The organism is Edaphobacter sp. 12200R-103, assembly GCF_010093025.1.
Taxonomy (GTDB): Bacteria; Acidobacteriota; Terriglobia; order Terriglobales; family Acidobacteriaceae; genus Edaphobacter.
On record NZ_CP048114.1, the window covers coordinates 1,965,698 to 1,978,689 of the forward strand.

The 12,992-nt window shown below is 52.2% G+C and carries 12 protein-coding genes; 11 read left to right on the forward strand and 1 reads right to left on the reverse strand.

Going from position 1 to position 12,992, the window contains the following annotated elements; genetic code table 11:
- The first annotated feature begins 21 nt into the window (after nt 1-21).
- The 3 genes from GWR55_RS08210 to GWR55_RS08220 are packed head-to-tail and all read left to right on the forward strand — an operon-like array spanning nt 22 to nt 1,522.
- Nucleotides 22-699 carry a recombinase family protein gene (locus tag GWR55_RS08210; RefSeq protein ID WP_162401833.1) on the forward strand — a complete coding sequence of 226 codons (678 nt, stop codon included), beginning with the start codon at nt 22-24 and terminating at the stop codon, nt 697-699.
- 15 nt (nt 700-714) lie between these two features.
- Nucleotides 715-1,020: a hypothetical protein gene (locus tag GWR55_RS08215; RefSeq protein WP_162401834.1), complete on the forward strand. Its 306-nt coding sequence runs from the start codon at nt 715-717 to the stop codon at nt 1,018-1,020.
- 25 nt (nt 1,021-1,045) lie between these two features.
- On the forward strand, nt 1,046-1,522 hold the full coding sequence (locus GWR55_RS08220) for a DUF2321 domain-containing protein (RefSeq protein WP_162401835.1): 477 nt from the start codon (nt 1,046-1,048) through the stop codon (nt 1,520-1,522).
- 1 nt (nt 1,523) lies between these two features.
- On the opposite strand, the gene GWR55_RS08225 is transcribed toward GWR55_RS08220, so the two are convergent.
- Nucleotides 1,524-2,912, reverse strand: coding sequence for a site-specific integrase (locus tag GWR55_RS08225; RefSeq protein WP_162401836.1), 1,389 nt, complete (start codon nt 2,910-2,912; stop codon nt 1,524-1,526).
- Between the two features lie 879 nt (nt 2,913-3,791).
- Between GWR55_RS08225 and GWR55_RS08230 the strand changes: the two genes are divergently transcribed.
- The 8 genes from GWR55_RS08230 to GWR55_RS08265 all read left to right on the forward strand — a co-directional run bounded on the left by GWR55_RS08230 (nt 3,792) and on the right by GWR55_RS08265 (nt 12,850).
- On the forward strand, nt 3,792-5,702 hold the full coding sequence (locus tag GWR55_RS08230; RefSeq protein WP_238398718.1) for a sigma 54-interacting transcriptional regulator: 1,911 nt from the start codon (nt 3,792-3,794) through the stop codon (nt 5,700-5,702).
- Nucleotides 5,703-5,980: 278 nt separating this feature from the next.
- Nucleotides 5,981-7,243 (forward strand): ergothioneine biosynthesis protein EgtB, encoded by a 1,263-nt coding sequence (egtB, locus tag GWR55_RS08235; protein ID WP_162401837.1) that lies wholly within the window; start codon nt 5,981-5,983, stop codon nt 7,241-7,243.
- A 561-nt stretch (nt 7,244-7,804) separates the two neighbouring features.
- Nucleotides 7,805-8,563: a DUF427 domain-containing protein gene (locus GWR55_RS08240; protein WP_202925598.1), complete on the forward strand. Its 759-nt coding sequence runs from the start codon at nt 7,805-7,807 to the stop codon at nt 8,561-8,563.
- Between the two features lie 50 nt (nt 8,564-8,613).
- Nucleotides 8,614-9,132, forward strand: a complete 519-nt coding sequence (locus GWR55_RS08245; RefSeq protein ID WP_162401839.1) for a VOC family protein — start codon at nt 8,614-8,616, stop codon at nt 9,130-9,132.
- Between the two features lie 24 nt (nt 9,133-9,156).
- A complete protein-coding gene (locus GWR55_RS08250) occupies nt 9,157-10,098 on the forward strand; it encodes an alpha/beta fold hydrolase (RefSeq protein ID WP_162401840.1) in 942 nt (313 codons plus the stop codon).
- Complete coding sequence (locus GWR55_RS08255; RefSeq protein ID WP_162401841.1) at nt 10,095-10,793, forward strand: alpha/beta fold hydrolase; 699 nt, start codon at nt 10,095-10,097, stop codon at nt 10,791-10,793. The genes GWR55_RS08250 and GWR55_RS08255 overlap by 4 nt, the downstream gene beginning before the upstream one ends.
- A 400-nt stretch (nt 10,794-11,193) precedes the next feature.
- Nucleotides 11,194-11,610: a DUF417 family protein gene (locus GWR55_RS08260; RefSeq protein ID WP_238398719.1), complete on the forward strand. Its 417-nt coding sequence runs from the start codon at nt 11,194-11,196 to the stop codon at nt 11,608-11,610.
- 304 nt (nt 11,611-11,914) lie between these two features.
- Nucleotides 11,915-12,850: an MIP/aquaporin family protein gene (locus GWR55_RS08265; protein WP_162401843.1), complete on the forward strand. Its 936-nt coding sequence runs from the start codon at nt 11,915-11,917 to the stop codon at nt 12,848-12,850.
- Nucleotides 12,851-12,992: the final 142 nt, after the last annotated feature.

Sequence of the window (12,992 nt, forward strand, 5' to 3'; positions counted from 1 at the left end):
CGTAACAATGGAGATTTCGGCATGGCCCAGGGCAAATTTGTGGCTTACTACCGCGTCAGCACAGCGAAGCAAGGCGCGTCAGGTCTTGGCCTAGACGCTCAGAAGGAAGCCGTGCGCAGCTATCTGAACGGTGGCCGCTGGCGCATGGTGGATGAGGTTGTTGAAGTCGAATCCGGCAAGCGCACTGATCGTCCTGAACTTGCGCGGGCACTGGCGTTGTGTCGTGTTCATGGTGCAACGTTGATTATTGCCAAACTTGACCGTCTAGCCCGCAACGTCCATTTCATTTCAGGCTTGATGGAATCAGGTGTTGAGTTTATTGCAGTAGATATGCCAGCGGCCAACCGGCTGACGGTTCACATTCTTAGTGCGGTTGCCGAACACGAAGCCAAGATGATTTCCCAACGAACGAAGGCTGCTTTGGCGGCTGCGAAGGCCCGAGGGGTACGTTTGGGTTGCCGTCATCGCAAGATCGCAGCACAGGCCGCTGTAGGCGCACAGGCGAGTGCCGTAGCGAGACGGGCCAAGGCTCAGAACCGGGCGGCAGACCTGTTGCCGGTCATCCGTTCGATACAGGCAGAAGGTGCAAGTTCGCTTAGAGCGGTTGCAACAACCTTGAATGAAAAGGGGGTGCCAAGCCCCAGCGGTGGAGCATGGCATGGCAACAGTGTTAGGCGTGTTGTTGAACTAGATTGTTAGTGAAAGAGGTATTGAATGAAAAAACCGCATGTCATGTCGCAATTCACCAAGAGCATCAACAACGTTTCGCTTGTCCGATTTCTAGTGGTGCAAGAAATCCCAAACGGTAAAGCACTTTTCATTTATGGTGACCAAGAATGCACAGTTGAATCAAATGGTGAACTGACACCGCCGTGGAATCATGAGCTTGACACGCGAAAAATGTTTCCAACCGTTGATGAAGCTGTGGCCGAATATAAACATCATTTTGCCGCAACAAGAACTGAAGGCTGGACTATGGTGCAAGGCCTTATGTCATCGGCAATGGTATTCGTCGAATAAAACATTAGAGATGGATAGGCGGTTTATGAATTTCTCATCTGAATACTATGGCCAAGTGACCTGTATAAACGGCCATGTCGCCACTAATTTTTATGAGGGTGGTGATTATCAACGTTGGTGTGGTTCCTGTGGCAAACAAACAATTGCAGCTTGTCCCTCTTGCCACTGGCCGCTACGCGGTTCGTATAGAGATTTGATTCATTCACGAGAACCTGATGCGTATTGCCTACACTGCGGCAAGGCACTTCCGTGGACAGAATCAAAACTTGATGCGGTTCGTGAGGTTGCGAAGCTTGTTGATGGCTTGACTGACAACGACCGCAAGACGCTGAATGAAATTCTGCCCGATCTTATCTCCACAGAAGCAACACCAAGCACTCAAGTAGCAGCCTTGAAGATGAAAAGCCTTGTCAAGAAGGGTGGCAAGGTCTTTGCGGAATCTGTTCAGAAAATTATTGTTGACGTGATTTCTGAAACCGCAAAGAAAACACTCTTCCCATAACCTAAGCCGTCTTTGCCTGCCGCTGCACCAGCAGAGGCCCGTTCATAATCTCAACAGGTTCAGCAAATCCAAACGATGGTGCATGAGCACGAACGGACTGTTGTTTGTAGTCAGAGCACAAATGTGCGTAATGCTTGATGGTGATGCGAATGTCTTTGTGGCCTAGCTGTTTTTGCAGCACTTCTAGCGGCATTCCGTTCATAACGCTGTGACTCGCGTATGTGTGTCGCAATATGTGGAAGGTCACACCCTCAATGTGGGCATCCTTGCAAGCGGCATCCATTGGCCGTTGTTGCTCTGAGGTCTTCCACGGTTCGCCGTTCGCTCTTACAAACATTGGGTCATTCGGGTTGCGTCCCTTCACCATCTGTTTGAAGAAGGCAATTCCTTCATCGTTCAAGTGAATGTGGCGAGACTCCCCGTTCTTGCTTGTGGCAACGTAGACCGTTCCATTGGGTTCATTGAAGTCTTCAACGAACATCGCAGCAAGTTCGCCGTAACGCGCACCTGTAACCAGTGCGCCTTTCACCAACCGCCGAAAGTCTGTTTCACATACAGGAATGAATGCCTTCAATTCGCTGACTGAAAGAAAACGAATCTTGGCCGCGTCAGCATTGCGGAACGCTTTGACATTTTCCCACGCTGCTTTAGTGCTAACCTTCCGCTCTACACAAGCATGGTTCAAAGCAGCCTTCAAAACCGTGAGTATGCGATTTGCAGATGCCTGACGTTTGCGCAGTGTTTCCGGGTCATCATCTATTTCCCGGTGTGCTTGCTTCAGTGGAATCTTCGTCTCTGTGACGCGCATTCTGTATTGGCCCTTTGGCTTGCCATGAACCATGCGGACGCACCAGACCTTTTCCTTGGCGAACCCTGTGCGTGTACGGGGTGAACCGTCAGCCAGAGCATCGCGCCACTTCTTCACCTTGCCGTGCGTCAGCTTGCTTAGTTGAATGGTGCCCAACGCTGGCAATATGTGGGCATCAATGGTTGATTTGGTGCGGTCTTGAGGCTTGCGCTTCTCGCGTTCAAGATGCTTCAGGTAGTCGGCCATTGCGTCAGCAACGGTGTACTTGCCGCTGACCACCTCACCGGCATCATCTGCGGCCTTCCTTGTTGCCCACTCTCTTGCCTTCACTTGTGCTTGGTCGCAGGACAGCACGGCGATGCCGTCAGCGTCCGCGTGATCGTCAGCCACGCCCAAAGGCTCAAAGCTGTATTTGGTGCCCCCCTCGTGCCGTCTGGCAATCCATGACCCGCCGCGCAGCCCCTTGCGGTAGCCAAGGGCAAGGCCGGTCTGAATCTTGGTCGTGTGCAGCTTCGCGCTGACGGGAATGGAGCGGCGGGCCGTCCGGGTGTCCAGCTTGAGGTTTCCTTTGAGTCTTGCCATGTCCTAAAAATATCAAAAACTTTTCAAAAAGACGGGCACAAATTTCAAGAAATTTCTGCGGACGACTCGACCCTTTGCACGGAATAAAACAACGTAAACATAGCGTCATTATTGAACAATATCGCCATTAAAGGTTCCAACAACGGTGACCAACAACGAACCCTGCGCCTCTCTTTCACGGCGATAACACGGGTTCGAATCCCGTCGGGGACGCCAAATCCTTTCAGGCACATATAACGGGCTTCGCCATCTAGTCGATGGTAAATCCGAACGTCAAGGCTCTTCCATTAATCTCTGAGTCGAGGTCTGTGGCAGCCACCTGGACCTAAGGACAAATGTCTCATCGGCTTTTGCATCACCTTGAATTCAACCTCCAGACTTCCCAGGTGTGCCGTATGAATGTCGGAAGATGCGCCCTCCGATCCGCTTGTTGATGCGCACGTTTTCAGCAATCGGACGAATGAATTTAAGGAGGATTGAAGCCTGCGAAGTTGGGCAGCCTACGAAGCCCGTTCGGCCACTCTTGATATACGCATCCTCCTGGGCTGATCGGTCCAGTCTTGCTCGCGCGAAGTCTCTAATTAGTAAAAAATAGAAAAGCCGATCTTTTGCCTGGAGCCGGTGCGAGGAAAACATGATGGAGAAATACGAACCTTCTCCCGTATCTCAAATCCCCAGCCAGCAACTCTCCGGCGATCCGGAGTCGTTCTCTGGCGAGTCTGTGCTGAATATTCTGAAATTGATTCTCTCAGGAACGTCTTTAACAGACGTTCTCTCGATCATTGCCAGATTGGTCGACTCCAAGGAGACGGAATGTTGTGCACAATCTGGCTCCCGACAGCTCTAGGGAACAGCCTCTATTGTGCGACCGCTCCAAGTATGCCCGGTTTCGTGGTTGAAGCTGGAACCATGCAGATCGGACCTCAGGGGGGTTCCTGCGGCGCGGCCGTATACAGAAGAGAACCCGTGTTTGCTCTTGATGTACTTGAGGATCCGGTTTGGGATGTTTATCGTGACCGGATCCTGCCCTTCGGGATTCGGGCGGTATGGTCGCAGCCACTGTTCACACGAGACGGCCAGGTCTTGGGTACTTTCGCAATTCATTATCGTGAAGTGCGTAGCCCCAATCCTCTAGACATCAAGGTCATCGAGAATGCAAGCCGTATTGCCGCCATCGCGATCGAGCGCCACCAGAATGAGGAGAAGTTGCGGCTTGAGCGCGATCGGTTGCGCTTGCTGCTAGAGATTACAAGCAGCATGGCATCCAAGCTTGATTTGCAGCAGCTCTTGGAGACACTGTCTACCGATCTCCTTAGGGTGACGCTGTGTGATTTCTGCGCGGTACTTCTTCCTAATGACGACAAGGAAAATCTGAGCGTAACGACGCTATACAATCCGGAGGCGCGAGCTTCCATAGCGGATGGCCCGTATGTACTGAAGGCTGGTTCTTTGTGTGGCGAGGCTTTTCGAACAGGCAAGACTCAATTCTTGAACGATTTCGAAGACCTTCGTCTTGCCGTAGGAGATGTCGCGAATAGTGGAGGAAGGCGCACCCAGCAGCGGTTCACAGAGGAAGGGTTTGTATCAGGATGTTGCCTTCCTCTCCTGGGCAGGAATGGAGTGATTGGCGTTCTAACCGCCTTAAATCGCTCAAAAAAGACGCTGGAGCACGATGAGATCAGTTTTCTTGAACAACTCTCCCGCCAAGTGGCCCTGGCGATCGAGAATGCACTCGAATATGAAAAGGCAATAACGGATCGAGACAAAGAGACGAAGCAGCGACTTTATCTCGAAGAAGAGGTTCGCTCCGAATTTGGGGAGATTGTCGGAGATAGTCCCGCATTGAGAGCCGCGCTGGAAATGGTCTCGATAGTGGCTCCCACAGATTCCAGCGTTCTGATCCTGGGAGAAACCGGAACAGGCAAGGAGCTGATCGCACGTGCGATCCACAACCTGAGCAATCGTCGAAATCGACCTTTTGTAAAGTTGAACTGCGCAGCTATTCCGCTAGGCCTTCTCGAAAGCGAGCTGTTCGGCCACGAACGAGGAGCATTCACCGGAGCAATCGCACAGAAGACAGGCCGATTCGAACTCGCAAATAAAGGAACATTGTTTCTGGATGAAGTTGGTGACATCCCGCTGGAACTTCAGGCGAAGCTGCTGCGCGTTCTACAGGAGCAGGAATTTGAACGGCTAGGCGGAACTCACACGCACAAAGTTGATGTTCGCGTGATTGCGGCTACGCATCGTGACCTGCCCGCTATGGTAAAACAAACGACATTTCGCGAGGATCTCTACTATCGCCTGAAAGTCTTCCCTATCCAGATCCCTGCTCTGAGGCAGCGAACTGAAGATATTCCCCGTCTAGTCCGACATTTCGTCGATTTATATGCGCGCCGGATGAGCAAAAAGATCGATGACATCCCCCGCGAAACGATAGATGCGTTGACCAAGTATCGATGGCCGGGAAACGTGCGGGAACTGCAGAACTTTATCGAACGCGCGGTGATCCTTTCGCCCCATACGGTGTTACGCGCGCCGATCACGGAGTTGGAGCCGTATACCGCGTCCAAAGGGCATCTTCCTTCTCTATCAAATCTTGAGGATATGGAACGGGACCACATCCTGAGAGCACTTGACGCAAGCAACTGGGTGGTCGGAGGACGGCACGGTGCAGCAGAGCGTTTGGGATTAAAACGGACGTCACTGGTTTACAAAATGCAGAAGCTTGGTATCGGCCGCAATTCTTATTCCGCTAACAGTTTCAGAAAGCCTGCTTCCTCTGATTGAGCTGCAACCTCTCTGCAACCTTGATCCCTGCCAAGCGGCGAGACGGCGAACTGTCAGTGACGGACATTGGTCACGGGTTCGTCACCGGATTAAGACCGTAGGGAACGGATTCGTTTCGAAGCTACACGACTTCAGATCACTCTCAGTACGCTTGTGGCGTATTCGGACTTTGGCATCTCGCTTGCAGCTTGATGTCTCGCCGGTAAGGAACCAGCTTTGAATGTTTGAAATCGCGTGTATGTCTGAGTTGCTTCGCGAGTCCGGCCACCATCTTAGCCATGCCAGATGTCGAAGCAAAATATAAAGCAGTGCGATCTATGACCCAATCTCTTGCGGCCACATTGTCTGCTGAGGACCAGATGGTTCAATCGTTCCCCGAAGCAAGTCCTATAAAGTGGCACCAAGCCCATACAACGTGGTTCTTCGAAACCTTTATTTTGAGGCCATTTCTTCCAGACTATCGCCCCTTCCGGGAAGACTTTCACCGTCTCTTCAACAGCTACTACATCTCCCTCGGCGAGGAGATCCCCCAAAAGAAGCTTCGGGCTTCATTTTCGCGCCCTTCCCTCGATGAGGTTCTGGCCTTTCGCGACCATGTCGACCATGCAATGGAACGACTGTTCGCTTCCACAATCGATGGAGAAGTATCTCGACGTATAGTGCTCGGTTTGAATCATGAGCAGCAACATCAGGAGCTGGTGCTCACAGACATCAAGCATGCATTTTTCTCGAATCCGATCCACCCGGTGTACGGATCGCCAGACACCCCTCAAACACCACCATTTTCTGTGCCAAGTCTCGAGTGGCGGGAATTCTCTGGCGCCCTGGTCGAGATCGGTCGCTCTCCGAACTTCGAAGATCCGTTTGATTTCTGCTTCGACAACGAGACTCCGCGCCACCGAGTACTCCTCGAGCCATTCGAGTTTGCGAATCGCAAAGTGACTTGCCGAGAGTATTTGGAATTCATGGCTGATGACGGGTATATCCGTTCGGAGCTTTGGCTCTCTGATGGTTGGGACGCAGTTCAGGAAAGTAGATGGGAAGCGCCACTCTATTGGGAGCGCGATGCCAGCGAGGAAACAGGCTGGCGGATGTTTACCCTCAGGGGATGGCAGGGAATTTCAGGATTGCTCGATGTGCCTGTGTGTCACGTAAGCTTCTACGAAGCCGACGCATTCGCGCGCTGGCGTGGATGCCGCCTTCCCACCGAAGCTGAGTGGGAGTCCGTCGCCAGCCAGCTGCCTCAGCATGGAAACTTCCTGGATACCGGGAGACTGCACCCCTCGCGGGTCACCGAGTCTGGTGTCACACAAATGTTTGGCGACTGCTGGGAATGGACTTCCAGCCCCTATACGGGATATCCAGGATACAAACGTCCTCCCGGAGCACTGGGTGAATACAACGGAAAATTCATGGTGAATCAGATGATTTTGCGGGGAGGATCGTGTGTCACACCCGCAGATCATGTGCGTGCGACCTACCGTAACTTCTTCCCTCCAGCCATGCGTTGGCAATTCACCGGAATACGCTTGGCTATTTGAAAGGATTGGCCCCAGCACATTTCATTTCTGGAAACACAAACCATTCACATGGAAAATAGCTACAAGTTCACCAATACCTCAATTGCAAGCCTCACACGTGACTCAGAGCTTCGGTGAGAACACGCGGAAGAACCAACGGGGACCGTATGCGTTCCCTCTCGCCTCCCCGATGGACTTGTAATAGCCCACAGCGATAACAGCGGTGTCCTGTCGGTACGCTGTCTATTTCCTGTCACTGTTGGTATTCCGTCACGGTTCTGTCAGGCGAGTTCATCCTTATCCACAGTTGGAACATTGTTATCTGATAGGAACGACGAATTTTGCAGCACATTTAATTCGAATAGATTGTTGGCTCGTGACTTGCAAGCAAATCCATAAAGGAGTGCTCCGGCCCGAAGCTGGTATGTCGGAGGGCACTCACACCAACCCGCAGAATATTGAAGGTCGATCATGGGATTGTCTTGGCAGCAAGGTCCACTATCGTCGGGAGCAATAGGCCGATTTCTAGTTCCTGAGCCCCTACCAAAACGGCTACTCTACATCGAACCGTTGCGACGGCGCATGCGGGTTCGTTTTGGGGGAACATGGATCGCTGACAGCGAACATGTGATTCTTCTCTTCGAACCTGGACGTTATCCGGTCGCCTACTTTCCGGAAACAGACATCGCTCCAGACGTTCTGGAGGCAACTCCGCATACGACGCAGCACCAAGACCTCGGCCGCACCTCCTGGCACATCGTAAAGGCAGGAGGGCAACGAGCCTCACGAGGCGCCTGGCAGCATATCGAACTGCCAGCTTATGCAGACGAGTTGCGCGATCACATCGCGTTTGCATGGGCCGCGATGGAGGCCTTCTATGAAGAGGATGAGCGCATCTTAGGCCACGCTACGGATAGCTACCATCGGATCGACATACGCCGGACATCTCGAAGCCTTGTCGTTCGACATCGCGACTGCATCATTGCAAACACAAACCGTCCACTTGCCCTTTATGAATCTGGCTTTGCTCCTCGGTGGTACGTTCCCCATGCTGATGTCGACATGTCTTCTCTAACGGCGGTAGAACATCAGACTTTCTGCCCGTACAAAGGACTCTGCAACTATTACGACATCGGAGCTGCACGTCTTGGGGCGTGGTCCTATCCGAAGGCCTATTCAGAAGTTGACCGCATCTCCGGGTTCGTCTCGTTCGAGCCAGACATCGTCTCGGTTGAATTGGACGGTAAGGCTATGAAGCTTGAGCCGGGCCAGACAGTAGTTGCCCATGGCCCAGATCGTCTACTCACTATTGAAGAAGGACAGCCGGGCGTTCGGGCATGAGCAGCTTGGTGGCAACGCTCTAATGAAAGACGTAAATAGGGGAACTGACCGTGGTACAAGCTAGCTTTTCAATCGAGGTGATTGTCCTTCCGGTAGCTGACGTGGAGCGCGCAATAGGCTTCTACGTCGATCAGATCGGATTCGTCCTGGATGTCGACTATTCGCCCACACGCACGTTCCGGATCGTTCAACTCACTCCACCAGGCTCGAATTGCTCTATCCAAATTGGTAAAGGACTTACCGACGAGCCCACAGGCTCAGTCCAGAATCTTTATCTGGTTGTCTCGGATCTTGAAACCACACGGAATAGTTTGCTCGAACGTGGGGTGATGGTTAGCGATATTCGGCATAAAACTCCAATCGGCAGATGGGACGGCGGATTTGCATCGGGCGTCGACCCAATGCGTGGAGACTATGCGAGCTTCGCCGACTTCTCCGATCCAGATGGCAATGGATGGGTATTGCAGGAACGCGGATATCGACGAAATACAACAGAAACGGAATTTAGCGGGCGCGAATGGGCTTCCCAAACAACGCTTCCGCCACTGCGAAAACCCCTATCAACCTGACTCGATCACCCAAGGAGGGATGTTATGACCCAAATCAATTCAGCAGAAGCTGTAAACAGAAGCGATGCGATACCGCGGGTATCAGTTTCCAGAGTAGAGACAGATGACGTTCAGGTGTTCTACCGGTCTGCCGGCGATCCTGCTGCTCCTACTATTCTCTTACTGCATGGTTTTCCGTCATCATCATTCATGTTTCGCGAACTGATCACGCGTCTCGCAGACGAGTACTGCGTAATTGCTCCGGATCTTCCAGGTTTTGGGTTTACCGAAATCCCCGAGAATCGCAATTACATCTATTCCTTCGACGCATTGACGGACACCATGGAAGCTTTCACTGAGGTGTTAGCACTGCAGAGCTATGCACTTTATGCGTTCGACTATGGTGCACCGATCGGCTTTCGGCTGGCAATGCGCCATCCGGAGCGGGTGACAGCGATCGTCACCCAGAATGGCAACGCATATGAAGCAGGCCTTGGCGATGCTTGGGGACCGATCAGAACTTACTGGTCTCAACCCACTGCAGAGAATCGTGAGGCCCTACGTAAAGACATCCTGACCTTCGAAGGTACGCGTTGGCAATATACCCACGGTGTAACAGACCCGGGCAAGATTGCTCCTGAATCCTACACTTTGGATGCTGCGCTACTTGAGCGTCCTGGGAATAAGGATATCCAACTAGATTTGTTCCTCGACTATGCGTCGAACCTTAAGCTGTATCCTCGGTTTCAGGAATACTTTCGTACATTCGCTCCACCCCTGCTAGCCATATGGGGAAAAAACGATCCTTTCTTCGTTCCCGCTGGTGCAGAAGCTTTCCGGCAAGACGTCCCCGGTGCGCGGGTTCGCCTTCTTGAAACTGGTCATTTTGCATTAGAAACTCACGTGTCAGAGATCGCGTCGGCAATGAAGGAGTTTCTCTGCCCTGATGGCGCTCGTGCAGAAGACAGAAAGACAGCGTCGCGATGAATGAGAGGACCCCTCACACGGTGGTGTTGGTTCATGGTGCCTGGGCAGACGGATCATGTTGGAGCAACATCATTCGTCCACTACAAAGAATGGGCTTGAAGATAATAGCAGCTCCACTTCCGTTGACATCGCTGATCGACGACACAGATGCATTGCAGCGCGCGATCGAGAGGACTTCAGGATCTGTCACGCTGGTCGGGCATGCATATGCGGGCGCGGTAATTGGCTCCACTCTCTCGGCCCAGGTGACGTCTTTAGCATTTATTGCGGCGCTGGCTCCGGCCGAGGGAGAAACCGTCGCCGATGTTTTCTATCGCGCGTTGCCACACCCACAAGCGCCGCATCTGCAACCGGACGCTCACGGATTGATCTGGATGCCCGAAGAAGGTTTTCGTTCAGCCGTTGCTCACGAAGCTTCGACAGATCAACTCGCCATCATGTCTGCCGTTCAACGGCCTATCGCCGTGCAATGCATTCAGGAGCAGGTGCAACACTCCAGATGGAGAAAGACGCCGTCCTGGTATCTGGTCGCAGAGAAGGATCGGATGGTCAATCCAGAAACACAGCGATTCATGGCGCAGAGAATGAATGCGAACATGCGGACTCAGAAAGTCGACCATTCACCGATGTACACAGCCCCGGACTCCGTTGTCGACTTGATCATCGAGGCTGTTGGCACGAACTCTGCAAAATAAGTGAGCCAATTAAAGAGAAGCGATAGCAATAAAGGTGTGACGAATAATCTGCCTGAGCTCAGACAGTGTCAGCTTTCCGTCACGCACTTGCCATCTGGATTCGCCCGGGTCGCAGGCGACGAGAGAGATCAACGGAGGTGAGGTCACATGCTGCAAACCAGAAGATACCGATGATACAGTGGCCGCTTTACCTAAGTACCGCAGGCGAAGCGAAAAGGTATTTCCCAAAAGGAAAAGGAGATGACTTGTGAACCAGGTAGTTTCAGCGAAATCAATTAGCGCGCCTAACGGAGACCGTTTGCCTTCCGGCAATCTCTTTGCTGGAGCTTCGGGGCGGCTGGTCCGCCTGGCTGTGTGGATCTACGATCGGAACATTCCGTTTCTGATAGCCAGCGTTAGCATGATCGTCATGCTGCTCTGGGCCGGCGCGTTCAAGATGACTGCTCCGGGAGCTGAAGGGATCATCCCGTTAGTTTCGAACAGCCCATTGATATGGTGGCACTTCAATTTGTTTGGTCCATATATCGGTTCGGATTTGATCGGGATTACAGAATGGCTTGCAGCGTTCTTCATCATTGCGGGATATTTCAAGCCTCAGGCAGGAATCATCGGTGGACTCATTGCTTCCCTCATGTTTTTTATAACAAGCACCATGATCATCTCGACTCCCGGAACAACTATGCTGGTTCATGGGATCCGATATATGACTTTCCTGGGTCTATTCCTCTTCAAAGACATCATCTCCTTCGGGGTGTCTTTCTATCTGATCGGCTACTTCGGGAAGAAATCTGTCGTTCTGAACCGAGTGTCTGCGTAAGACATGAGACAACATGGATCGTCAGACCAGGCCGGAGGTCTACGGGCCGCTCATCCCGGGAAGCGGGCCCTACAACAAACTGCTGGCATGAACCTGCTTCGAAAACTTAATGAACTGACAAAGGCGTATGACGTGCGATTCAGATAATCATGTTGAAGCGGTGTATGCTACGCCTGCAAGTGTTGTTTGTTAAGCGAATAACTCGATTATGCCCTAGAGTCCTTGGACAATCCTGCTCGGGGGAGCACTCTCATCTGCTGTTCGACCTCCAATCAAATGTCACCCTCGGCCTATAAGAAGTCGTATGCGCATGTTCCAAGAATTTCGAGGCCAGCCGATGCACTCGCCTGGGTATCCGGCGTTGAGGGAAATTGCGCCTAAGTTTCCGGTCACAGCCCTTCCACAGAATGCAACGTTATCCGATGCCATCAGAGTTCACTGGCGGGAATACCTCATGGAAGGAGCGGAACTGGGCGCGCTTATGCTTGGCATCTGCTTCTCGGGATCGTACATCTACTGGAAGGCTTCCCCGCTATCGACGTTTCCAAAGACAGTGGACGCTTTCGTCATGGGAACACTGGTAGCGATAGTGACACTTGCCATTATTTGGTCTCCATTCGGGAGGAGAACGGGGGCTCATTTCAATCCGGCACTCACATTCACATACTATTGTCTCGGTTTTATTCATAGGTGGGACACGATGTTTTATATTTTGTCCCAATTCCTCGGCGGGCTTGGAGGAGTCCTTGTTGCAAAGCTGATCCTCAGACGCCGTCTTTCCATGCCGCCGGTCTCCTACGTAATAACCCTTCCGGGGATGAACGGGGTTGGATCGGCGTTCCTCGTAATATTCCTTTTCGCCGGGATAGTAATGGGAACCATCCTGTTCGCATCCAATCGACCTCGCCTGGTGGGTTCAACACCTTTTTGGGTGGCAGGATTGACCATCATCTTCTACACCGTGAGTCCTAATCTTTCAGGATTCAGCGTGAATCCTGCCCGTTCATTTTCGTCCGCTCTGTTTGCGTTTCTGTGGGCTGGCTTGTGGATTTATTTTCTGGCCCCTTGTTGCGGCATGCTGACAGCGGCTGCGCTTTACACTCATTGGCCTGGAGACCGCCGAATATATTGCGCAAAGGTCTTACACGACCGCATATCGCCCTGCCCTTTCTACTGCCAATTTATTGAGATGCTTCCAGATATGGAATGCCAGCGGCATACTTCAATGAATAGCCGCTGATAGAAGGTTGGCCCGTCATAGAAACGCGCTTCGCTTGACTTGAAATTGCAGGTCTGTTGCAAAGCATCCCCGTCCAGGATCTGTGGATCATCCATAACAATACGGCGTCGCTTTCTCGCAAGAAAGCGACGCCTATTGCGGG